The sequence below is a fragment of the Mesorhizobium sp. M1A.F.Ca.IN.020.03.2.1 genome, assembly GCF_004023205.1.
In the GTDB taxonomy this organism is placed as follows: domain Bacteria; phylum Pseudomonadota; class Alphaproteobacteria; order Rhizobiales; family Rhizobiaceae; genus Mesorhizobium.
Window position 1 is genome coordinate 15,224 of record NZ_RZSV01000007.1, and the last position, 19,954, is coordinate 35,177.

Consider the following 19,954-nt stretch of genomic DNA (forward strand, 5'->3'; position numbering starts at 1 on the left):
CTCAGTGGGTTGTCGCGCCGTTTTCGCGCTGGATGGCGAGGAGCTGCTTGGCGTACTCCGCGTCGGTCATGCCGCAAGCCGCAGCGATCTCGCGCTGCGCCGCGGTGAGGCGCACCACGTTGCCGCCGCGAGGCTGCGGGGCCTGTGCGGCGCCGCCGCGGCTCACAGGGGCAGCAGGGGCCGCCGGAGTGCGAGCAGGGGGTGGATCGTCGTCGATGTCGTCAGCGGCGGCCTGGCGCTGCGCATAGCCCATCTCGACATCCATGTGCTGGAAATACTCGTCGGTGTCTGGGCGGATGCCGGCGCCGAGGGCCTTATAATGCGCCCGCTGCAGCAGATCGCGCTTGGCCGTGTCCGAAACCGTCTCCGGGTGCTTCCTGATCCATGCCGCGGACTGCGGCGATAGCTGGGCGACATACTGCTCCAGCGGGTCAGCCTGGACCTTCGCGGCCTCAGCGCGGCGCTCCAGTTCGGCCTTGCCCTCCTTGATGCGCTGCGCCTTGACAGCGACCTCGGAGAGCTTCGCCTGCGCCTCGGCGGCGGCCTCGAAGTCGCCGGCCTCCATGGCGGTCTTGTAGGCCGCCTTGGCATCGTTGCGCTCATGCTCGGTGTTGGCGATGGCGTTGTCGATCGCCAGCATCTCGGCGCTGACCGCCGCCGAGCGGGTCTTTGCGCTTTCCTTCTGGGCGCGGTCGAGTTCATCGGCACGAGCCTGGGCGAGCCGTTCGGCCTCGGCGCGCTTGGCCTCGGCCTCCGCAATCTTCTGCTGCGCGCCTTCGAACTGGGCTTTCCAGTCCGGTTCGGCGGCCGGCTCGGCGGCGGCCTCGACGGTCACATCGGCATCGGCACCGGGTTCTGCGGCGGCGACTTCGATCTCGTCTTCCGGCTTGTTCGGTTCGTTCTTGGCCATTCGATGGCTCCTCAGTAGATCACGGTCGGGTCGCTCACCCGGCCCTTGATGTGGACGTCTTCCAGTAAGCGGCAGTGCGTTCCATTAATGTCGATCGCGAAGCCGTCGGAGACGCGGTAGATCAGCCAGTCGCCCTCGGCGACGCTCTGGCCGGCGAAGTCGGTGGCGCCGTCGCTCTTGAAGGCCTGCGGGCCGGTCTTGAGCACGAGCCCGACCTTGCCCTGCCATTTGTCCTCGTCGATCGTCTTGTCGGTGAGGATGATGCCGCCGGCGGTCTTTTCCGGTCGCATGTAGATGCCAACCAGGATTTGGTTGTGCATGATTTCCAGCTTGGAGAGGTCGCCGATGGCGGCGAGGATCTCTTCCTTGGTCGATTGGGGCTTACTGGCAGCCATAAGGTCCTTCCTGGTTTAAGAGCGGTTGTCGCCCATGGATTTGATGATCTCGCCGAGCATGCCGAGCGCGGAGCGCATGCCGGCGATCTCACCGCAGCGGTATCGGTAGTCGGCGAAATCGGCCGCGAGACCGTGGGCGAGTTGCTCGCTCCTGGCGTCGATCTCGTCGGTCAGTTGCTTGCGCGCCCGGTCGAGCAGGCGCACGTCGAGGGCGGAGGCGGTCACAGCCGCGTGTAACCCCCTTCGAACGCCTTTGTCGGCGACCAGGAGCTAAAGCCGTCGTCATAGACCACGTAATAGCCTGGGTCCTGATCGGAGCCGCGATAGCGCTCAAGCCATTCGTCGCTTACTCGGATCGGCGCGTATCCTTTGTCGACCGGATACAGCGTTTGGCTTTCATCAACTCTCTCGATCTTTAGCGCCCACACCTTCTTGTGGCACTGGTAACGAGGCATTTCGCGGTCGGTTGCCATCGTGTTCTCTTCGAAGAACTTGGCTGCGGGTTGGTTGTAGCGATAATCAAAATAGTAGTGCACTGGCATCAAGGTGCCCTCGACACGCCGTCAGCCTTTTCGGCTTCGATCTCGTGCGGCTGAACCTCATGGATGCGGAGGTCTTGGCCGTCGTAGACATAGAAGGTCGCTTCCGCGCCAGCCGAGACACGAGACTTCGGACCGTTCTCGCCACTGGCAGTGATCGGCGTCACGTCGACCGGCCAACCATGATTTGCTTTCACGATGACTGCGGTGGTCATTTCGCTAACTCCTGGGTGTGCCGTCGGGCTGGCGTGTGATCGCGACGTTGGCCCACATGGCGTTGGAACGATGGTTGCGGATAGTGGATGTCTTGTCGGGACCGTCGGGCAACTCGGCTTCGAGCACGTCGCAAAACGCCTTAGCGGCGGCGCGGACGCGCGCCATGCGCTCGATTTGCTCGTCGGTCGGCTTCAGATATTCGAACGTCGAAGCGTGCATTACTTCGCCCTCGCGTTCTTGCCGTACTTTGCGACCTTCTGCTCCCGGCCTTCGCCCGACCCAGCGCCGGCCGTGTAGACGCGGCCGCCATTCTTGCGCATCGGCAAGCCGGGAGGCGGCGCAGCGGGGCCAGCCGGCGGAGCGGGCGGCATCGCGCCGGCCGGAGCCGGCATCGGGGCAGGGCCGGGCGGTGGCATAGCACCAGGCGTCGGCATCGAGTTCTTGGGGCCGCTCGCCACGATCACATTGACCGTGGTGCCGCCCTTCTTCGGCTTGCCGACATTGCCGCCGTTGGCGAACTTGCCGCGATCGCGCCGGGCCTTCGTCTCGCCGCCCTCAACGCAGCCGCCGTCCTTCTTCGCGACACGGCCGCCGCGCTTATAGCCCTTGGCAGGCTCGCCCGAGGCCTCGCCCAGAGCGCCACCGGGGCCGGGAAGAACATGACCGGCGCCCTGATCCGTATCCAGGTCGGCCGTCGTGACCTTCATGCTGCGCATTTTCTCCGCGCGGCTCTTGTCGGCCTCACGGCGCATCTCGTTTGCCATTGCCTGATCCTTCCTAGTTGGAACCGGGGAGCGCCCCGAACTTCTGCGCCGCCGCACCGGCAACGCCCTGCTCGGTCGGATGGTTGATGATGTCCGAGACGACGCCCATGGCCGCGATGCGCTCGCGCGATTGCCGGTCTTCGTGCTGATCCTGGCTTTCGCGCAGCTGCATCTGCTGCTTCACCGCCAGATCACGGGCCTCCATTTCGGTGCGCGCCTTCGATTCTTGCACCTTGGCCGCGACTTCCTGACCCTTCAGTTGGGTCAACGCCTGGTCGTTGGCGGCATCGGCCTGCTGCGCCTTCGCCTTCAGCGACAGTTCGGCCATCCCCTTCATGATCTCGGGGTTAGGCGGCGGCGGCTGGTTCGCCGGCACCATCAGCGTTTCCGCGTCATCCATCCCAATCATGTGCAGCACGCGCTCGTCGACGGCCCGCGCGTTGTAGAGCTGCGGCGAGGCGCCCTGCAGCTGCTTCAGCGCCATCGCCTTCATCAGCCGGTGCATGTGGCTTGGCGTGTTCGGGTCCGCCTGAGGCACCAGCGAGGCGTCTTCCAGCGCCTGCACGAATTTGTTGGCATCCCACTTGAGCGTGCCCTTGACCGAGCGCACGAATGCATCCGGGTTCTGCCGGAAGCACTCCTTCAGCATCTGGAACTCTTCCGCCTGGGCGGCGTGCAACCGCTTGTGCACGGCGTCCATGATCTTGGTGGCTTGCTCGATCAGCGCCAGCGTGGTGCCGACCGGAGCATCCTGCCTGCCTTCGCCGATCTGGATTTCGGCGGTGCCGCCGACGCGCTGACCGGTCTGGGCGACGTTGTCGACGAGGGTGGCGAATGCCGGGCTGACATCCTTGTACGGCAGCGGCATCACTGCCTCACCGATCGGCCGCCCATTCGTCTCGATGGGCGCCCCACCGCCGGGCGGGATGCGAAACTCGTTGGTGTTCTGCCGGCCGCCGAGCTTCGAATAGAGGAAGCCCGGGAAGTTCGCGAACATGCCGGCATCCAGCATCTCGCGCCATGCGGCGGTCAGCGCATTGGTTGTGTTGCCGAGGATGTGCACCAGGCCGATGTCATAAAAGCCGAGGCCCGGCACGAATGGGTATTTGACAAACGGCACCTTGGGCAGCTTGGCGTCGTCGTCTTCCGCCCAGTTGCGCCGCACCTCGAGGATCCGGGTGCTGTCCTTGTCGATGACGACGCGGTACGGCAGAGCCAGCCCGGTGGCCTGGCCGCGCTTCTTGTCCTCGTACCCCTTGATGTTGAGCTCGCAATAACACTCGTAGATCGTGAAATCGCGATCATCCTCACGGATTGCCGAGATCGGATCGATGCCTTGCGTGTTGGCGATCTCCTGGTCGACGGCATTCAGCATGGCCGGGTTCGGAGTGCCGAGCTGGATATCGCGATAGGCGCCGGCAAGCTGCATGCGGCGCAGCGTTGACGGCTTCATCTGGATCTGATGCGTGACCCGGCGCGAGTTGCGCATGTCGGTCGCGGCATCGGAGACGATGAGATCCTTGGCGTCGACCGATTCCGAGACCGGGCGCTGCCTGATCGGGCAGTTGTAGACCTTCTTGAAGCCGCACCCGCCGAAGCCGACGTAGAACAGCAGCCGGTCGGTGTCCGGGTAATATTCCGACGCCGTCGTCGTCAGATAATAGTTGAGGTCGCTTTCGAGGCTTTCGGCCAGCTCGTCATCATCGCCGGTCTCAAGGATTTTGTCCCCGACTTTGATCGGGCCGGCGGCCGGCAGCAGTTCGCCGCGGGCATTCGCTTGGAAGCGCAGCACCGCCTCGAGCAGCAGCGGATGACGAACGGTCGACATGCCTTCGAGCGCGACCGAGGAATCGACGCTGGACTTCGGGTCCTCGACCTTGAGGCCGAGCAGCCGGATGCCTTTTGCGCGCGTGTCCAGCCAGTCCGAGCGGGAGCGGTCATCCTCTTGAATGCCGAGCAGCAGTTCCGCCGAGATGCGGTCGAGCTCGGCCTGTTCGATCTTCTCGGCCAGGTTGTCGTTGAACTTCGAGGCCTTGTCGGTCGCGGCGGCCGGGCTGAAGTCGACAATGACGCCGCCGTCGTCCATTTCGATCATGGCGGCGCCGGTCGCGGGATCGATCAGAGCGCCGTCGGTCGGGCCATCGGTCTGGATGTCGATGTCGAGACCGTCGAGCAGCGAAGGCGGTGGCGGCTCCGGCGCGCGCAGCGCAGACGGCGCCAATAGCCCGCTGGGCATCGCCACTGCTGGCAATGCGTCTCGTTTCGGCGATGCCATGTTGGCCTATTTGCCCCACAGAAGCTTGGCAGCTTCTCGAACGTCGCCCATGAAGATCGAACCGCCATAGATCGATGCGGCGATGGCCGATTGGTGTACGCTCAGGATTTCGAAGTCATCGGGCAGCTTCGACCCATCGTCAATTTGCACGCTGTCATCGAGCACATAATCAACCTCGTGCATGGTGTCTGTCTTGACCATCACGCCGACGAAATGACCTTTTTCTTTGTCGTAGACGCAGAACTCGGCGTTCTGCTCGCGATCAAGAAAACGGTGGGGGAACATCTTAGACACCATCCACGCGCTACACCTCGGGCCTGCGTCAACGTCTAGCTCATTCAGCGAGTACGTCATCTTGTAGAGCGATGTCTCCAGCGCCACGATGCGGTCGATCAGTTGCTCGCGCGTTGCGGCCCCAAGCATAGTCTCGGCGCGCTTGCGACGCTCGGCGGCGATCTCTTCCGACTTCCATCCGCTCATTGCGCCCTACCTATGCCTGCTGGCGACGAGATCGCGGCACGCCTGCTCCGTCGGTCCGGTGGCGATGCACTCGAACCCGACGAAGGCGCCCCAGGTGCTGGCGTCGATCTGGCGGTACGTGATCGACCGCGAGAAGGGGATCGGCATTTACGACTTGGCCAGCTTCCACAGCAGCAGCAGAAAGCCAACGGCCAATGCCCAGAGCATGACGATGATGGGCGCCATAAAGGCGACCCAAACAAACGATTCTGCTGTGCTCATGCTTGCCTCACACCGGATAGAGCGGTTGCGTTCGATGCGGCTTGTGCAGCATCTCTTCTTCGATCTCCTGCGCCATCTCGGCGCCGTGGATCAGCAGCCCGACATCGCGCAGATGCTTCAGCGCCTGCACCGCGCTGTCGACGAGGTCGTCATGCGGCGCCCGCGGGAACGATCCCATTTCCGTGATCACCATGTCCGACCAATCCCGGTCGGGCGCGAAGACCATCCCGTCCGAAAACAGGTGCTGCACCGCATAGGCGCGCGCAACCTTGTCGCCGCCCTTAGGATCGAGCAGCTGGACGCCGTAGCCCTCATTCGAATGCAGCCGCCTGATCTCTTGCGCCGTCGAGATGCCGGCCGCCTTCGATTCGATCAGCAGCCTGTCGACCTTGAAGCGCCGGCACGATGCCGCGACACGCTCGACGAGGTCATGCAGCGCCAGACGATCGCGCCAGGCGCTCATCAGGATGGCGCGCGGCAGTCCGTTGCGATCCTTCCAGACGCCCCAGACCGTCAGCGCGGAATAGTCGTTCTCCTGTTTTTCGGTATAGGCGGTGTCGAGCGAGGCGATGATGTATTCGCAAGCCGGGAACTTCTTGAACTCCGGATCCTGTGGATCATCGGGATTGCCCCAGAGCTGCCACCAATCCCGCTTGAAGATGCCGCCACCTCGAGGCGTCGGCGCCTGTTGATACTGTCCGGCATAGCCATATGGGCCGAGCACGCTCTTGAAGTTCTCGACGACGCGCCGAGAGAAACGTTCTGGCCAGGCGAGCTCGCCGTCGTCAGCACGCGGGTCTGTCCAGCCGATCGAGGTGTGGTAGCGCCGACCATCCCATTCCATCGGGATCATCAGGTGCTCATACTCGCCAAGTTCGATCAGGGCGCCGGAGACGTCATCCTCGTGCACACGCTGCATGATGACGGCGATCGCCGACTTCTCCATGTCGTTGAGACGGTTCGACATGCCCTCGCGAACCCAGCGCACCGTCTCCTTGCGCACCAGGTCCGATTCCGCTTCCTTCACGTTGTGCGGATCGTCAAGGATGACGCGGTCGCCGCGCTCGCCGGTACCGACGCCCTCGACCGACGAGGCGAACTTGAACCCCATCTTGTTGTTGGTGACGCGCTCCTCGCCCTTTTTGCGAAGCTCGAAGACGTGCCCGAATATCTGCTGGTACCAGGGACTGATCAGCAGATCGCGAAAGCGGCCGTTGTCGCGATAGGTCAGCGTGGCCGCATAGGAGAACGCCACGTACCGCAGATGCGGAAACATGGTCCATTCCCACGCCGGCCAGAAGACGTCGCCGACCAGCGATTTCATGAAGCCGGGCGGCACGTTCACGAGAAGGCGATTGATGTCACCGAGCGTGATCGCCTCGAAATGCTCGCACACCGCATCGAGCGCCCAGCCTTCCTCGAGCTTGGTCGCGGGCTCCAACACATGCCAGGCCTCACGAATGAAGCCCATGAGCGAGCCGCAATTTGCACGGATCTGCTCCGCGCGCTCCGCTACCCTTTCCCGTTCCGCAATCTCAGCCCGACGCGCCTTTTCCTCACGTATCAGCTTCAGCATCATCGCCGGCGAGACCGGCAAGGTTACCGAAGAGAGCTTCGAGGCGCTGGAGGTCATCGTGACCGAGATTGGTTAGATCGATCGGGATCGGGCCGCCGGCCGGGCCGGAATGCTGCACCGCCTGCAGCTTGGCGTGCATGTACGGCGCGGCGTCCTTGGCGAACGATGCCGCGGCATCCCAGTTCTTTTTTGCGGCGTGCTCACGCATCGCGGTGAGCATCACCTCGAGCGGCGTGATGCCCTTCTTGCTCTCGCGATCGGCTATCGCTCGGGTTTTCTTGGTCGCCGCCCCCCTCGGCCGGCCGGCGCCCTTTCGAGCCCCACCACGCATAAATTTTGCCTTTGATTATTTTCTAGGCAGCCGGCGCCGGCTCAGCAGCCTGCGGAACGGCCGCGGCGAGCGCATCATTGGCGGCCTTCAGCTTTGCGGTGAGGTCAGCTTCGGTCGCTTCGGCGGTGGCAAGAGAAGCCTGGACGAGGGAGAGCTCAGCCTTGGTGCTGGCGAGTTCGGCCTCGAGCTGCTGCGTCTGGGCATCGCTGGCGGCTTTACCGGCGAAGGCAGCTTTGATGCCCTCGATATAGCTTTCGAGGCGCTGCACTTCCGGGGCGATGGCGGAGAAGAGGGACATCGGACTGTGCTCCTTGGCGCGCATGGCATCAGCGCGACGGTTGAGGTTGGCGATTTATGGAAGAGGCCTTGGATGAAGCGAGCGATAGCGAGCGCTTTTTCCTTAGCGCTAACCTAGAGAGGTCTGTGCTCTACGAAGGGTGGCAAGCTCGCTGTACGCTCGCCACATCGGGCAGAGCCCTATGAAGGGGTTGGCTCTGGGGCGCGCGCGAGGATGGGTGCAGGGTGGCGAAAAATCGGATTCGGGCAAGGGGTACAAACGATCACTTTTTGTGTGTACCCCCTCGGGTGTTGATTTTGTTGAGCTTTTCGGAGGGGGTACAAAAGTTAACGGCCATTTTGTACCCGCCGTGTACCCGGGCTGTCCCTTGACACGAAACGGGCGTGAGGGGCCGATTCAGTCGAGAAACGAGGCGAGGCGCGCCTTCCGTCGCTCCTCACAGCGACGTTGGTAGTCGTCTTGTTCCTCTTTGCGTTCGCGCTTGTGACGCTCGGCTGAGGTCTCGAAACGGCGCGGATTGTAGGCGTCATATTCGCGCAGTTCTTCGAGCCGGCGCTTCATCTGTCACCCCGCCTTCGCCGCCTGCTTCTTCTTGCGCCTGGCCTCACGCTGGCGCCGCAACTCGTTGCGTTTTTGGCTCCAAGAGAAATCCCCCTCAACCTCGACGCGCTTGGTGCCTTCGATCCTGGCGTACGAAATAGGCTGGAAAGCCTCATCGGCGGCCCAGGAATTCGGGCCCGTTTCTCTTCCGCTCACGCCATCGGGGATTGTGCCCGAAATATCCGCGATTTCCGGGCCAACGGGCAACAGGGGTTTCCCGGCAATTTCGTCATGCAAATTCGATTTGCTGGATAATTGCGCGAGAATTTTCTCAATCGCGCGATTTTTGCGCCGTCTCCCGGTTTCAGGATGGATATTTTCAATTCTTTTGCACCAGCGCGGAAACTTCTGTCCACCGGCTTGTGCCCGGACCCATGCCTGAAGCGCACGGCGCTCCGCTTCGTTGTCGACGAGAAGAATCCAGTCCTTTTCGGCGATGGCGCGCGAAACCTCGGCCGGCGAGGGGTCGGGCTGGAATTGTTCCCAGAATTCCCGGCGGAATATTGCGTGGGCGTCGCCATCTTCCTTGCGCAATTTGTCCTTTTCGCCGGGTATTTTGCCCCAGCCGTTGCGATCGGTGCGGGTATGAATGTAGGGGATTTGCTGGGCGCGCAGCGGAGCGGGGCCGACGCGGCCCTCGGATAATTCCCGCATGATTGTTTCGGCGCCGATGAGGCGGTCTTGGATTTCGCGGAAATTCATGTTGGCTCGCATTTCACGTAGAGGGATTTGCCGTCGGTCGCGATCACGGCCGCGACAATGCGGTGCCCCATTCGCTTACCGCGATGGAGTTCCCATAGTTTGCCGCCCGATTCACCAATTTCCTCGTAGCCTTGGGCGAGCAAGTCGCGCTTCTGCTTACGATAGGCCAGCGCGCGGCGCGTAAAATTGGTCACTAGCATCGTCACCTCCATTCCGGCCGGCGATCGTCCAGCATATCCAGTTGCCTCGATCTTGGCCCGAACGCCCGCCACAAGCGTTCATAGATCAGGCCGGCGAGGGCTCCGCGCATCGAGACCTTGCCGCGGAGCTCGTATGCCAGCGCCTGCAGTTCGCCGACCGGGCAGGCGTCCCAGACCGCTAGCCATTTGCTGACGTCATCCGCCCAGTCAGGCTTCGCGCGGATCAGATCCGACGCGGCGCCGAACGCGGCCGCATCGAGCGAGCTCTTATTGTTTTCGGTCTCGGCCAGCGTCGTCATCACGAAGCGGGCGTGCTCGATGCCGTGGCGGTTGATAATCTTCGACAGCGTCGCGACCGCGCGCGTCTCGCCTGGGCCCGGGTACCGGCTCTTGTCGATGATGCGCACCGAAAACTCGTCGCATAGGGCTTGGACGCGCGGATCGATCATGCGCCGCCTCGGAACCTGGCAAAGACGCGCTCACGCTCCTCGTCGAGATCGCGCAGCCGATCAGCCTTGAAGGTCTTCGAGGCAGCCGCCAGCGCCTTCGCCTCGGGCACCAGCTTCGCCTTGCCGGCTCGGATCGCCTCCGATGCGCTCCCGAACCGCAGCGGCTTTCCGTCCGGTCCGTCGAGGGTCTCGTCGGGCTGGCCGTCCCGCCGGAACACCGCGACGTAATAGGTGCCGAATGACAGCGCTTCGACCCTGATTTCAGGGGGTACAACAGGGGGTACAAAACCGGGTACATGGGGGTACATTTTCGCTGTACCCACCCCCGTCGAGGGTGGTGACGAAATATGCTCAATCCCTTGTGGAGCAAGGGTTTGAGGTGGTGACGAAGGGGGTACATTTTCCCGCATTTAACTTTTGTACCCCCTAGCGTGTCTGGAGCGCGTCACAGCTGGATGTCTCCGTCTGCCATCACATCATTCATGCCGGCCGATGGTTCGGGCTCTGATGGCCTGTTTGTGGACGGTCTGATGATCCCGCGCACTGGTTTGCCGGTGATCCACATGAGCGTATCGTTCACCCCAATGATGCGATGATCAGATAGCCGTTCGCGGGCGCGGCGCAGCCCCTGCTTCAGACGCCCTCGCCAAGCCACGGCGTCGTTGCCGTCGTCCGGATTGAGTTTCTTGTAGGCCTCCTTGACGTGCTCATAGTCGACGACGCGCGTGATCGATGGCGGGAGCGCCATCATCGGAGATGGCGCCTGACCTTTGTCTGCCAGGGCGGAAAGCAGCGCCTTCAAGAACGATGCGTCGTTCGAACTCGCCTTGAAACCCTTGTCGACGACCTCACCCTCTTCCTTCGCCGGCGGCGTCACCACGCACGAGGTCACCGGCTCGCCATAGTCGTTGCGGTCGATCTCGACGGCGGGCAAGACGAACTTCCAACTGAAGCCGGCTTCACCCTCCGACTGCTTCATCACTTTGGCCTGCCGGATCACCCGGTTGTTGGCGTCGCGAAACTCGCCGAGCTGCTTATCCTTCATCACCGAAATGCTGATGACGGTTTCGATGGCGTTGTAGAGGACGAGGGAGCCGCGCGCGGAGCCGAACGAGTTGGAATGGCCGATCACCCAGACGGCGGCCCCGGTGAGGTCGCGGAGACGCTCGTAGCGTTTCAGGATGGTGGAGACATCCTTCTTGTCGATCTCGGAGGCACCAGGCGTCGCCTTGTCGTGGGTGTCGATGACGACGACATCGAGCGAATAGCTCCATTTCTTCGCAATCTCGATGCACTCAGCCGCGAGCTCGTCGACCGTGCTTTCCTCGGAGAAGATATCGAAGCGCCGTGTCGTCACCGCGAAGGGGAAATCCTCGATCGGCAGGTCATAGAACTGGCGGAAGGCCTGCATGCGGTTGCGGGCGCCGTGGCCCTTCTCGACACAGCAATAGACCACACCGCCGCGCAGCGTGCGGCGCCCTTGGTAGGCCATGCCAGCGGCGACATGGATGCCGGCGTCAAAGGCGGAGAACGACTTGCCGGACTGGCTTTCACCGAACCACAGCACGGTTTCACGGCGTGGCAACAGGTCCTGCACCTGAAACTCATACGGCCGTGCGCTCCTGGCGTTCTGGTCTTCCCACCGGATGAGACCGAACTTCGAACGGAAGGGCGGTTTCAAAGCCTCGACCGTGGCGGCCTCGAACTCATCGAAAGACTGGATCGTTGGCGCCACCGTCATGGGTTCGCCCCGACATCCTGGAGGAGGAGGTCCGCGAAGTCGTGGCCGGCCGGAGCCATCGTGATCGAAACGCCGATCCCGAGATTGCGGAACCGACGTCCGCCGACGAGAAGGCGCGCCCGCGTCATAGCGGGATCGCTGTCGCCATCGCCGAGCAGGATGAGCTGGCGCACGCAAGCCGGCAGCAGCATGCCCGGCCGATCCATGTCGGGGACGCCGTTCGGGATACGCTTCGCGGGATCGTCGGGATGCTCCATGGAGCCCATCGAACCGCCCGACAGGTTGCCGAGCGACACCGCGGCGCCGACGGCCACGTCATCGCCGCCGTAGCCGAGCTCGAGCCATGCGCGCGAGGTCTCGATGCCTTCGCCGGTGGCGAGGCGCGATGCATCAGGGGAGAGCCGGATATAACCGCCGCGCTGCTCGCCCAGCACCTTCTTTGCCTTGTTGCGGCGTTGATCGCCGGGCGGCGTAAGCTTCTTCGGGGCGTCGCGATCCAGATAGGTACGATGCAGCCCGATGATGTCGCCGCTGGGCGCGCGGATCGCGGCAACCATCGCCGGGAACGCGCCGAGCTCGACCGATTCCTCGGCATCCGGAGAGGCGAAGCCACGGTAGACGAGATCCGGAATGAAGCGGAGATCGAAGGTCCAGGACTTGCCAACACGAAGACCGCGGGTTTCCTGAAGGTAGGCTGCGACGTGGGTGCCGGCGATCGGCTTGCCGGTCGTGAAGGTATGCGTGATCGATTTGCGCGTCCGCTCGACGGCCTTGCGCTCCTCGTCCTCCCATTCCTTATTACGGACCTCGATAGCGTGCCGCTCCTCGGCAGTGATGAGGCGGACCCCGCCAAGCACCTCGACGGCTTCCATGAAGGTCTTGCCGCCAAGCTCCTGCAACACGCTGAAATGATCGCCCTTGGCCCCGCAGCCGAAACACCAATATGTCCCGCGATCGTCGTTGATCTTCAGGCTGCCGGACTTTTCGGCATGAAAGCAGCAGACCGCCCATTTGGCCTTTTTGCTGCCCCGAGATTTGACGCCATACTTTTCGAACACGCTGGAAAGCAGCGTGCGCGACTTCAAGTCGTCCAGTTCTGTCGGATCGATGCGTCTGGACATGCTATCGGTCGACCCCAGCCTTTGCATGGATGATTGCTGGTCTCGCCCAACGGCGTTGGAACGCTCGCCATTCCGGAGCCGGTCGCCATTTCTCCTGCGATGGCTTCGTAGGCATCCAAAGCATGGCGTGTGGCGTGAAGCCGATCGACAACATCTGCCGCAGCCGAGCTTCAGCAAGATCGAAAGTGTCTTTCGGGAAGCCGATGAGAACGTAAACCCGCATGCGGTGAGATTCTGCCGTGAAGCCAGCCTCAAGCAGGCGGTCGGCCGCGCTCACCAATGTCTCGAAGGCATCGCCCGGGTCATATGCAAAAAACATGTTGGGACGCGGCCGCAAGCTCGCCAAAAGATCGACCTGGTAGTCTTGCAGGGCCAGCGCTTCCAACCCGCCGGTGAACTCGACGCGTCGGTTTTGGTGCCGCAGCATAGCAAAGACGGCCTCAACATGATCGCGGGGCGCCGCAAGCAGATTGTCGTCGAGAATGTTCCACCCTTCATGGATCGGCAGAACGTTCACCGTGGGCCATTTTCGGTGCACGTCGCAAAACCAGCAACGGCGAGGGCAACCGCGAGAGGTGATCGTGTATCCCGGTTTTATGTAGCGGCCCGGGATGAATTCGAGACTGGCATCTTCATAAGCCACACCACCAATCTTGACTGGGGCAACGTATCGCCATTGCTCGGCCAGGCGCTCAGCAATTTCCTTGTCGGCGGTGAAAGTCACAGAGATGTGCACTTCGTCGGCCTCTGCAAAAAGGTCTGGGGGGCCGAAATAGGCGAGCGCATCGTCTGGGGATGCCTTGGTCTTGCGGGGAAACACTCGAATGAGGCGCGTCATCGCCGCACCACCTTGACGGTCTTGCCGCCGCCGCGCAGCAGCTTACCGAACTTCTCCTCGGCTTCGCTGAGCGCCGTGGATGCTTTCTCGCCGTCGCGGACGATGTCACCGAAGATGTGCTTCATGAGGGCGCGATACGCCGCCACCTCCGCCTGTTCCTCGGTATCGAACAGCTGGGCAATGCCGTTTTCGCAGACGGGCTCCCATTCGGAGCGGTGAATTTTCTTGAAGTGGCCCTCGTAGCCATTGCTGACCGGGACCGCCTTGACCTCTGCCGAGTTCATCGCAACGGCCTCGTGATCTCGGCGCGCAGCTCGGCGGCGTTGAGCGCCTTGCGGGAGATGATATCGAGGACGCGACGACGCTCGAACTCCATGCCACGGCCGTACACGCCGGCCAGGATCATGCTGATGTGCAATTCGACCTTCTGCTGGAGCGTGTTGTTCGGTTCGAATGGGTCGACCGCCTTCATGATCTCGGCGACCTCCTTGGTGAAATCGAGGATCATGGGCCAACCTCGGCAATGGTTGGCTCGATCGATGGCGCATCAACCAGGGATAGGCCAAGGACGCGCTGTTGAGCCGACCGCAGATTGTCGACGGCTTGCCGGAAATAGCTCTGCTTGATCTCCGCGCCGAGGCCGCGCCGGCCCAGTTCAATAGCGACGTAAAGCTCCGAGCCTATGCCGGCGAACGGACTGAAGACGACGTCGCCAGGGTTGCTATAGAGGTCGACGCGGCGCCTGATCACGGTCAGCTGCAGCGGCGAAATATGGCGCTCGTCGGCCTCGACGCGGGCGACGCGATGGCTCAGCACGTCCGACTGTGCGATGTCGGTCCAGACCGGCTCCGCATAGCGCTGCCAGACCATAATCGACTTGTGGTCTTCCCATCGCCGGCCGCCCTCTGGCTTGAAATCGCGCCGCACAAGCTGATCGTGCTCGGCGTCGCTCATGTCGTCGCCATGGTATTCGGCCAGCGCCCCGGCGATCGGCTCCGGGTTCTCACCAGGCTTGCGGAGGTCGACCACATAGTCGGCAACAGCGCAGCGCGACAGTGAGGAATCCTTCACGACCTGCTTGTGCAGCAGGCCGATCGCCTTGGTGCGCTGCATCGCCGAAACAGGGTCTTTCCGGATGCAGGTCTCGGAATGGTAGATGAACCCGGCCTGCTGAAACTCCCGGATGATCTCGCCGCGGAAGTCGCGCAATCCGATATAGCCGTCGCGCAGTTTCGAGGTCGGCAACTGCATGCAATGGATCGAGACGAGGCGCCCCGGCATCGTCGCGCGGTACAACTCGACTATGAGGAACCGGAAATGCGTCCAGAACGTCTCGCTGTCCCTGCAGTTCGACATGTCGCGAGGATCGTCGGAGAACGTGTATAGGCTCTCGAACGGCGGCGAGAATATCGTGTAATGCAGCGAGTTTTCCGGCAGCCCGCGCACGACGTCGACGCAATCGCCGTGGTAGAGGTGCCAGTCTGGGCCGCTGGCCTGATCCATAATGTAGGGCGTCATGCTGTCAGCCATTGCGGCAGTTCCATCTTCTCGAATGGGGAAATCGAATTTGCGGCACAATCGTCGCGCATGGCGACGGACTGGCGCGTGAGGTCGCGCATGTGCTCGGCCATTGCGGCTGACATCGCCTCGTAGGCGAGTTCCTTGCGCCGCAGATTGGCTACGACGGCGCCTTCAAGCTCGGACGCCACCATGTAAACGTTAACGGGCTTCTCTTGGCCGAAACGCCAGCACCGGCGTACGGACTGGTAAAGCTGCTCGAAACTGTCGTTGAGCCCGACGAAGATCATGTCGGCGCATCGCTGGAAGTTCATGCCGAACCCGGCGATCGACGGTTTCGAGACAAGAACGCGATATCGACCTTCGGTAAACCCGATCAGCCGTTCCGCCTTCAAGTCCGGATGATCCGATCCCTTAACCTCAATGGCGTCCGGGATCGCCTTGGTGAGAGCTTCGCTTTCGGCGTTGAGGTTGCACCAGACCAGCCAGGGACGATCAGGAGCGGCATTGACGATCTTGGCGGCGGCAGAGACGCGGTCGCCGACCGTCTCACGCCGAACGCCGATGCGCTCCTGCAGCGTCGACGCCGCGACCGGGAACAACATGCCGTTTGCTGGCCGGTCATACTGTGCGGGAACCGTAATCTGGTGGTAGTGGAGCGGCGGCAGGTCATACCCGGGCTCGTCGTAGCCGATATCTGCCGGCGACCGGATCATCGCGCCCCAGGTCGATACCCATTGCCAGAACGCACCTATGGCGTGCCGCTTGAGGCGCCAGCCGTCGCCGCCGGCATCGTTCGCGCGCACCGAGCCGTCATGCACAAAGAACGTCGCCAGCATTTCCTTTTCGGTCATGACGCCGAGAAACTCGGAATGGTTGCCGAGTTCGGTCCAGTCGTTCGGCGCTGGCGTCGCGGTGCAACACAACCGGAAAGGCGTCTTTCGGCACGCATCGATCAGCATTGCCTTGGTCTTACTGTCGTGCGCCTTGATGATGCTGGACTCGTCGAGAACGATCGCGGCGAAGTCGTCGACGTTGAAGCGCTCGAACCGGTCGTAATTGGTCACGACGATGCGGCTGTCAGCAGTCGCCTCCGTGGCGGCATACCGCACACCGTCGATATCGAATTTCGATGCCTCGCCGACTGTCTGTTGGGCGACAGCCAGGGGCGTCAGCACCAGAACCCGGCCGCCGGCATGGCGTTCGACTGCATCAGACCACGACAGTTGCATGAGGGTCTTACCCAGCCCCGTGTTGGCGAAGATCGCCGATCGGCCCTTGCGTAGCGACCATTTAGCCAGATCGCGTTGGAAGGCCTTGGCGGCGCGTGGCGTCGGGTCGTCGACCTCGAATCCGGTCGCTTCGGCGACCTTCATCTTGGCGCGGAGGAAATCGAGGTAGGCGGTCATTCTGCGGCCTCGCGCTGCACAGCCATGTGATTGCAATTTGCGGCGACGAGGGCCTCGGCGAGTGGCGGACAGACGCTGTTGCCGCAGCACGAGCCTTGAACGGTCGCGGTGATCGGGGTGCCGTCGGCGCGGCGGTCGATGATGTAAGTGTCGGGGAAACCCTGGGCGCGGAACCGTTCGCGCGGCGTGAGCATACGCATGCCGATGTCGGCGATCGCGTAGGTCTGGCCGTCGATATCGACGGTAACAACGCCGTGGCGAGGCTTCGTCGTGACCGTGTGGACAGGCTCGTCGAGCGCCTGATTTGGGAGGGCCTCTCCGTAATACTTGGTGAGGAAGCCGGAGATCAACGCCGACTTGTTGACGGTGGCAGTGTCGGTGTGTGTCGGCTCGCCCATCTCGTGCCCGACAGACGTCCCGAACTGCCGCATCATGTGCGCAGCAACGATGCCCTGCTGCGAGACGCCGCCCTGACCGCCACCGGTCAACGTCGAGAGCGGCTTCCGAGCGTCATGGCCGTCATTGCCGGAATTGTGCTGCGCCATGAACGCCGCTACGACGCCGAACTTCGGTGCGCCTGCCATGACCGTATCAACAGGCTCGTCGGCGGCTGATCCGACGCCGTTCTGAGTGAAGCGGGAAAGGTGGACGGCGGCTAGGCTGCCACCGTTGCCATCGGGCACGATGACAGGCGCCGGTTCTTCGACCGACCGCACGCGGGGATCCTGACCGTCACGCTCGCCGTACCTGGGCACCAGATAGCCGGTCACCAAGCCGATCGGAGCGGCACCGCCGGGCCGTTTGATGTAGCTGTTGGCGGTGATGGTCGGGGTCGGTTCGTCGAGTTCCGAGCCCGTCGAATTCGACTGGAACTTAGTCAGATGAGCGGCGACAACGCAGCCGTCGGCCTTTGCTGTCATCGTCCCGGCCGGCTCGTCGCCCCCGCGTGGCGCGCTCTGCCCGGCACGGCCTCCACAGCCGACGAACGACGGCACGATGAGGGCGTTTTGATCTTTCGGGCTGGCGGTAATGGTGTGGATTGGCTCGTCTGCCTGCCGATTGCCGCCACCTTGCTGGGCATAGGTCACCACCGGAGCGACAAGCGCGTGGCTGCCGGCCGTTGTCTGGGTCCGTATCGGCTCATCGAGGCTGTTGACGCCGTTGCGCTTTGCAGCGCTGGCCATGTCGGTGCGGACAATGAAGGGGCTTTTCGCTTCCAGCACGTACCGAACGACGCCGCGAGCGATCCGGCGCATCGTGGCATCGGCCAACGGGCGAACGGCGCGAACGCCGAACTTCTCCCAAATCTCCTCAGCGGTATCGAAGATCGAAGGGCAGGGCAGTGACCAATCGATGATCTCGGCGGCGGTCCGCCACGGCTTCAGAACGCCGTTGTCGATCAGCTTGGCATCTTCCGGCTTCTTCGGATCGCCATGGGTGCGGGCTGGCCAGATGATCGGCTTCCCGTCACGGCGAGCGATCATGAAGAAGCGCTTGCGGATCGTGGGCGCTCCATAGTCGCAGGCGCGCAACTCGCGCCACTGGACCTTGTAGCCGGCACGCTTCAGCCTTCGTGTCCATTCCTCGAAGGTGTGGCCGCGCAGCTCGACGATCGGCTTGCCGTCTTCGTAAAGAGGGCCCCAGGTGACGAACTCCTCGACGTTCTCGAGGATGATGACGTCGGGCTTCACCTCCTCCGCCCAGCGCACGACCACCCATGCGAGGTCTCGGATGTTGCGGTCGAGCGGTTTGCCGCCTTTCGCCTTTGAGAAATGCTTGCAGTCGGGCGATGCCCAGAAGAGACCGACGCGGCGTCCCTTGCACACCTCTGCCGGTGAGACATCCCAGATGTTCGAATCGAGATGCAGCGTCTCCGGATGGTTCACCATGTGCATGGCGAGCGCATCGGCGGAATGGTTGATGGCGATGTCAGGCGATCTCCCGAGGGCCATCTCTATGCCGGTCGAGGCACCGCCGCCGCCCGCAAAACTATCGACGATGAGCGGAAGCTCAGCCTGCATACCGGTTCTCCTTTGATTTCACATCGCGCCACTCTTCGGCGCCCTCGACGTCGCGCATCGCGTCCCGGTCGAGCGCATGGCTCATCTCGGCGGCTGTGCGACGCAAAAGCTCGACCGCCCAGTCGGCGGTGCTGTCGACCATCTCTTCGAGCGCGCGGGAGGCGGTGGAGAGCAGGCCTGTCACTTGCCGCCTCCGAGACCGGCGGCGTTCAGCCGGTAAATGGCGGCCGTCGCGGCCAGCTGCCGCCCGAGATCCTTGATGGTCTTCGCGGCCGGGTCGCCGGCCAGCACCAAGCCCTCGTTGAGCATGGCCTCGTTAAGCGAGAACGTTTGCTCGACGGTCGCGGCGCCGGCCTTCACGGCGACGATGGCGAACTTGCCGTCGACCGCGCGGACCTCGCGCATCGTGTCGGGCTGACCGACGACCTGGTTTGCGATGATGGTCTGGCTTGTCGGCGGGGCCGGCGGCACGACGTTGCGCTGGACTAGGTCAACGCCATAGTCGGAAAGCAGCCGGATCAGGTGGTCGGCGCGGCGCCGGACCTCCTCCCGGCTGTCGTCGTCAGCCTCGGTCCAGAGCGGCCGGATAAGACCGTAGCGCTCGCGTCTCAGGCATTCGCCGACGATATCGCGCACGGGCCGGCTCATCTAGACCTCCGGGAACGGCCGTCGCGATAATCCGGAACGAAGCCGGCCGGCTCGAACTGATACCCTCTGCCCCAGACGGTCCGGATGACGTCCAATCCGCCGTTCATCTCGATCAGCTTGCGGCGGAGCTTGCAGACCAGCACGTCAATGATCTTGATCTCCGGACCGCCATCCTCGTCGCCGTACATGTGATCCATGAGATCGGCCTTGGTGCGGACCTTGGCGGGATCGAGCGCGAGCGTGGCGAGCAGCTTGGCCTCGGTCCCTGTGAGGTGAGCGCGGCGGGTTCCGCTTTCGGCATGGCCGGTTTCGGCATCGAAGACGCATCCCGGCATCTTGATGAAGAGGTGGTCGTTGTAGGTGCCGCGGCGCGCCAGCGCCTTCAGCCTGGCGACGAACTCGTCGGCGTGGATCGGTGCCGGTTGGACGTCGTCGGCGCCGGCCCGGAGAATGGGTCCAGCGCAGCCATCCTCCCATTTTGCTTGGTCGAGCAGCACGAACAGGACGTTCTTAACCTCGGCCTGACGAAACTCTCTGCAGGTCGCCACTGCGTAGGCGGCGTTTGCGGCCCGGATGACGCCCATGGCATCGGGATCGCGGAATAGGGCGCTACAGAGACCCTGTGGGAGTGGCTCGCCGTCGCATTCAAAGCCGGCTTGTTC

The 19,954-nt window shown here is 63.0% G+C and carries 28 protein-coding genes; all 28 read right to left on the reverse strand.

Annotation, left to right across the window (positions count from 1 at the left end):
* Window position 1: 1 nt before the first annotated feature.
* The gene (locus EOA79_RS02290) at window positions 2-910 is read right to left on the reverse strand and encodes a hypothetical protein (protein WP_164893805.1); all 909 of its coding nucleotides are present in this window, start codon (window positions 908-910) and stop codon (window positions 2-4) included.
* 11 nt (window positions 911-921) lie between these two features.
* Entirely contained in the window at window positions 922-1,305 is a 384-nt protein-coding gene (locus EOA79_RS02300) for a hypothetical protein (RefSeq protein WP_128292765.1), read from the reverse strand.
* Between the two features lie 15 nt (window positions 1,306-1,320).
* Window positions 1,321-1,530: a hypothetical protein gene (locus EOA79_RS02305; RefSeq protein ID WP_128292767.1), complete on the reverse strand. Its 210-nt coding sequence runs from the start codon at window positions 1,528-1,530 to the stop codon at window positions 1,321-1,323.
* The gene (locus EOA79_RS02310; RefSeq protein WP_206639225.1) at window positions 1,527-1,847 is read right to left on the reverse strand and encodes a hypothetical protein; all 321 of its coding nucleotides are present in this window, start codon (window positions 1,845-1,847) and stop codon (window positions 1,527-1,529) included. Before EOA79_RS02310 ends, EOA79_RS02305 begins: the two co-directional genes overlap by 4 nt.
* Complete coding sequence (locus EOA79_RS02315) at window positions 1,847-2,059, reverse strand: hypothetical protein (protein ID WP_128292768.1); 213 nt, start codon at window positions 2,057-2,059, stop codon at window positions 1,847-1,849. The genes EOA79_RS02310 and EOA79_RS02315 overlap by 1 nt, the downstream gene beginning before the upstream one ends.
* Window positions 2,060-2,063: 4 nt before the next feature.
* Entirely contained in the window at window positions 2,064-2,279 is a 216-nt protein-coding gene (locus EOA79_RS02320; RefSeq protein WP_128292770.1) for a hypothetical protein, read from the reverse strand.
* On the reverse strand, window positions 2,279-2,824 hold the full coding sequence (locus tag EOA79_RS02325; protein WP_128292771.1) for a hypothetical protein: 546 nt from the start codon (window positions 2,822-2,824) through the stop codon (window positions 2,279-2,281). The genes EOA79_RS02320 and EOA79_RS02325 overlap by 1 nt, the downstream gene beginning before the upstream one ends.
* Window positions 2,825-2,837: 13 nt before the next feature.
* Window positions 2,838-5,066 carry a hypothetical protein gene (locus EOA79_RS02330; protein WP_128292773.1) on the reverse strand — a complete coding sequence of 743 codons (2,229 nt, stop codon included), beginning with the start codon at window positions 5,064-5,066 and terminating at the stop codon, window positions 2,838-2,840.
* Window positions 5,067-5,105: 39 nt separating this feature from the next.
* A complete protein-coding gene (locus EOA79_RS02335) occupies window positions 5,106-5,579 on the reverse strand; it encodes a hypothetical protein (protein WP_128292774.1) in 474 nt (157 codons plus the stop codon).
* 268 nt (window positions 5,580-5,847) lie between these two features.
* Window positions 5,848-7,473 carry a phage terminase large subunit gene (gene terL, locus EOA79_RS02340; protein ID WP_128292775.1) on the reverse strand — a complete coding sequence of 542 codons (1,626 nt, stop codon included), beginning with the start codon at window positions 7,471-7,473 and terminating at the stop codon, window positions 5,848-5,850.
* Entirely contained in the window at window positions 7,397-7,747 is a 351-nt protein-coding gene (locus EOA79_RS02345) for a hypothetical protein (RefSeq protein ID WP_128292777.1), read from the reverse strand. The genes terL and EOA79_RS02345 overlap by 77 nt, the downstream gene beginning before the upstream one ends.
* Before the next feature lie 22 nt (window positions 7,748-7,769).
* Entirely contained in the window at window positions 7,770-8,069 is a 300-nt protein-coding gene (locus EOA79_RS02350) for a hypothetical protein (protein WP_128292778.1), read from the reverse strand.
* A gap of 372 nt (window positions 8,070-8,441) precedes the next feature.
* Window positions 8,442-8,606: a hypothetical protein gene (locus tag EOA79_RS32595; protein WP_164893806.1), complete on the reverse strand. Its 165-nt coding sequence runs from the start codon at window positions 8,604-8,606 to the stop codon at window positions 8,442-8,444.
* Between the two features lie 3 nt (window positions 8,607-8,609).
* Window positions 8,610-9,347: a hypothetical protein gene (locus EOA79_RS02355; RefSeq protein ID WP_128292780.1), complete on the reverse strand. Its 738-nt coding sequence runs from the start codon at window positions 9,345-9,347 to the stop codon at window positions 8,610-8,612.
* The gene (locus EOA79_RS02360; RefSeq protein ID WP_128292782.1) at window positions 9,344-9,547 is read right to left on the reverse strand and encodes a hypothetical protein; all 204 of its coding nucleotides are present in this window, start codon (window positions 9,545-9,547) and stop codon (window positions 9,344-9,346) included. Before EOA79_RS02360 ends, EOA79_RS02355 begins: the two co-directional genes overlap by 4 nt.
* A gap of 2 nt (window positions 9,548-9,549) precedes the next feature.
* Window positions 9,550-9,996, reverse strand: coding sequence for a hypothetical protein (locus EOA79_RS02365; RefSeq protein WP_128292784.1), 447 nt, complete (start codon window positions 9,994-9,996; stop codon window positions 9,550-9,552).
* Window positions 9,993-10,304: a hypothetical protein gene (locus EOA79_RS02370; protein WP_128292785.1), complete on the reverse strand. Its 312-nt coding sequence runs from the start codon at window positions 10,302-10,304 to the stop codon at window positions 9,993-9,995. The genes EOA79_RS02365 and EOA79_RS02370 overlap by 4 nt, the downstream gene beginning before the upstream one ends.
* Before the next feature lie 137 nt (window positions 10,305-10,441).
* Window positions 10,442-11,737: an AAA family ATPase gene (locus EOA79_RS02375; protein ID WP_128292787.1), complete on the reverse strand. Its 1,296-nt coding sequence runs from the start codon at window positions 11,735-11,737 to the stop codon at window positions 10,442-10,444.
* Window positions 11,734-12,858 (reverse strand): CHC2 zinc finger domain-containing protein, encoded by a 1,125-nt coding sequence (locus EOA79_RS02380; protein ID WP_164893807.1) that lies wholly within the window; start codon window positions 12,856-12,858, stop codon window positions 11,734-11,736. The genes EOA79_RS02375 and EOA79_RS02380 overlap by 4 nt, the downstream gene beginning before the upstream one ends.
* A gap of 1 nt (window position 12,859) precedes the next feature.
* Window positions 12,860-13,696 (reverse strand): hypothetical protein, encoded by an 837-nt coding sequence (locus EOA79_RS02385; RefSeq protein WP_128292790.1) that lies wholly within the window; start codon window positions 13,694-13,696, stop codon window positions 12,860-12,862.
* Window positions 13,693-13,980 (reverse strand): hypothetical protein, encoded by a 288-nt coding sequence (locus tag EOA79_RS02390; protein ID WP_128292791.1) that lies wholly within the window; start codon window positions 13,978-13,980, stop codon window positions 13,693-13,695. The genes EOA79_RS02385 and EOA79_RS02390 overlap by 4 nt, the downstream gene beginning before the upstream one ends.
* Window positions 13,977-14,204 (reverse strand): hypothetical protein, encoded by a 228-nt coding sequence (locus tag EOA79_RS02395; RefSeq protein ID WP_128292792.1) that lies wholly within the window; start codon window positions 14,202-14,204, stop codon window positions 13,977-13,979. Before EOA79_RS02395 ends, EOA79_RS02390 begins: the two co-directional genes overlap by 4 nt.
* The gene (locus EOA79_RS02400; protein WP_245489834.1) at window positions 14,201-15,226 is read right to left on the reverse strand and encodes a DNA methyltransferase; all 1,026 of its coding nucleotides are present in this window, start codon (window positions 15,224-15,226) and stop codon (window positions 14,201-14,203) included. Before EOA79_RS02400 ends, EOA79_RS02395 begins: the two co-directional genes overlap by 4 nt.
* Window positions 15,211-16,623, reverse strand: coding sequence for a DEAD/DEAH box helicase (locus tag EOA79_RS02405; RefSeq protein WP_128292793.1), 1,413 nt, complete (start codon window positions 16,621-16,623; stop codon window positions 15,211-15,213). Before EOA79_RS02405 ends, EOA79_RS02400 begins: the two co-directional genes overlap by 16 nt.
* Complete coding sequence (locus EOA79_RS02410; protein WP_128292794.1) at window positions 16,620-18,644, reverse strand: DNA cytosine methyltransferase; 2,025 nt, start codon at window positions 18,642-18,644, stop codon at window positions 16,620-16,622. The genes EOA79_RS02405 and EOA79_RS02410 overlap by 4 nt, the downstream gene beginning before the upstream one ends.
* The gene (locus EOA79_RS02415) at window positions 18,634-18,828 is read right to left on the reverse strand and encodes a hypothetical protein (protein ID WP_128292795.1); all 195 of its coding nucleotides are present in this window, start codon (window positions 18,826-18,828) and stop codon (window positions 18,634-18,636) included. The genes EOA79_RS02410 and EOA79_RS02415 overlap by 11 nt, the downstream gene beginning before the upstream one ends.
* On the reverse strand, window positions 18,825-19,292 hold the full coding sequence (locus EOA79_RS02420) for a hypothetical protein (protein WP_128292796.1): 468 nt from the start codon (window positions 19,290-19,292) through the stop codon (window positions 18,825-18,827). Before EOA79_RS02420 ends, EOA79_RS02415 begins: the two co-directional genes overlap by 4 nt.
* Window positions 19,289-19,876, reverse strand: coding sequence for a response regulator transcription factor (locus EOA79_RS02425; RefSeq protein WP_164893808.1), 588 nt, complete (start codon window positions 19,874-19,876; stop codon window positions 19,289-19,291). The genes EOA79_RS02420 and EOA79_RS02425 overlap by 4 nt, the downstream gene beginning before the upstream one ends.
* Window positions 19,877-19,954: the final 78 nt, after the last annotated feature.

What these genes read in the sequence shown, in the direction of transcription:
- EOA79_RS02395 (WP_128292792.1), bottom strand. Translation starts at nt 14,204, where the DNA reads ATGATCCTCGATTTCACCAAGGAGGTCGCCGAGATCATGAAGGCGGTC.
- EOA79_RS02345 (WP_128292777.1), bottom strand. Translation starts at nt 7,747, where the DNA reads ATGCGTGGTGGGGCTCGAAAGGGCGCCGGCCGGCCGAGGGGGGCGGCG.
- EOA79_RS02370 (WP_128292785.1), bottom strand. Translation starts at nt 10,304, where the DNA reads ATGTACCCCCATGTACCCGGTTTTGTACCCCCTGTTGTACCCCCTGAA.
- EOA79_RS02405 (WP_128292793.1), bottom strand. Translation starts at nt 16,623, where the DNA reads ATGACCGCCTACCTCGATTTCCTCCGCGCCAAGATGAAGGTCGCCGAA.
- EOA79_RS02420 (WP_128292796.1), bottom strand. Translation starts at nt 19,292, where the DNA reads ATGAGCCGGCCCGTGCGCGATATCGTCGGCGAATGCCTGAGACGCGAG.
- EOA79_RS02410 (WP_128292794.1), bottom strand. Translation starts at nt 18,644, where the DNA reads ATGCAGGCTGAGCTTCCGCTCATCGTCGATAGTTTTGCGGGCGGCGGC.
- EOA79_RS02375 (WP_128292787.1), bottom strand. Translation starts at nt 11,737, where the DNA reads ATGACGGTGGCGCCAACGATCCAGTCTTTCGATGAGTTCGAGGCCGCC.
- EOA79_RS02400 (WP_245489834.1), bottom strand. Translation starts at nt 15,226, where the DNA reads ATGGCTGACAGCATGACGCCCTACATTATGGATCAGGCCAGCGGCCCA.
- EOA79_RS02320 (WP_128292770.1), bottom strand. Translation starts at nt 2,279, where the DNA reads ATGCACGCTTCGACGTTCGAATATCTGAAGCCGACCGACGAGCAAATC.
- terL (WP_128292775.1), bottom strand. Translation starts at nt 7,473, where the DNA reads ATGACCTCCAGCGCCTCGAAGCTCTCTTCGGTAACCTTGCCGGTCTCG.
- EOA79_RS02360 (WP_128292782.1), bottom strand. Translation starts at nt 9,547, where the DNA reads ATGCTAGTGACCAATTTTACGCGCCGCGCGCTGGCCTATCGTAAGCAG.
- EOA79_RS02365 (WP_128292784.1), bottom strand. Translation starts at nt 9,996, where the DNA reads ATGATCGATCCGCGCGTCCAAGCCCTATGCGACGAGTTTTCGGTGCGC.
- EOA79_RS02290 (WP_164893805.1), bottom strand. Translation starts at nt 910, where the DNA reads ATGGCCAAGAACGAACCGAACAAGCCGGAAGACGAGATCGAAGTCGCC.
- EOA79_RS02315 (WP_128292768.1), bottom strand. Translation starts at nt 2,059, where the DNA reads ATGACCACCGCAGTCATCGTGAAAGCAAATCATGGTTGGCCGGTCGAC.
- EOA79_RS02350 (WP_128292778.1), bottom strand. Translation starts at nt 8,069, where the DNA reads ATGCGCGCCAAGGAGCACAGTCCGATGTCCCTCTTCTCCGCCATCGCC.
- EOA79_RS02300 (WP_128292765.1), bottom strand. Translation starts at nt 1,305, where the DNA reads ATGGCTGCCAGTAAGCCCCAATCGACCAAGGAAGAGATCCTCGCCGCC.
- EOA79_RS02380 (WP_164893807.1), bottom strand. Translation starts at nt 12,858, where the DNA reads ATGTCCAGACGCATCGATCCGACAGAACTGGACGACTTGAAGTCGCGC.
- EOA79_RS02355 (WP_128292780.1), bottom strand. Translation starts at nt 9,347, where the DNA reads ATGAATTTCCGCGAAATCCAAGACCGCCTCATCGGCGCCGAAACAATC.
- EOA79_RS02335 (WP_128292774.1), bottom strand. Translation starts at nt 5,579, where the DNA reads ATGAGCGGATGGAAGTCGGAAGAGATCGCCGCCGAGCGTCGCAAGCGC.
- EOA79_RS02390 (WP_128292791.1), bottom strand. Translation starts at nt 13,980, where the DNA reads ATGAACTCGGCAGAGGTCAAGGCGGTCCCGGTCAGCAATGGCTACGAG.
- EOA79_RS02385 (WP_128292790.1), bottom strand. Translation starts at nt 13,696, where the DNA reads ATGACGCGCCTCATTCGAGTGTTTCCCCGCAAGACCAAGGCATCCCCA.
- EOA79_RS32595 (WP_164893806.1), bottom strand. Translation starts at nt 8,606, where the DNA reads ATGAAGCGCCGGCTCGAAGAACTGCGCGAATATGACGCCTACAATCCG.
- EOA79_RS02310 (WP_206639225.1), bottom strand. Translation starts at nt 1,847, where the DNA reads ATGCCAGTGCACTACTATTTTGATTATCGCTACAACCAACCCGCAGCC.
- EOA79_RS02425 (WP_164893808.1), bottom strand. Translation starts at nt 19,876, where the DNA reads ATGGGCGTCATCCGGGCCGCAAACGCCGCCTACGCAGTGGCGACCTGC.
- EOA79_RS02325 (WP_128292771.1), bottom strand. Translation starts at nt 2,824, where the DNA reads ATGGCAAACGAGATGCGCCGTGAGGCCGACAAGAGCCGCGCGGAGAAA.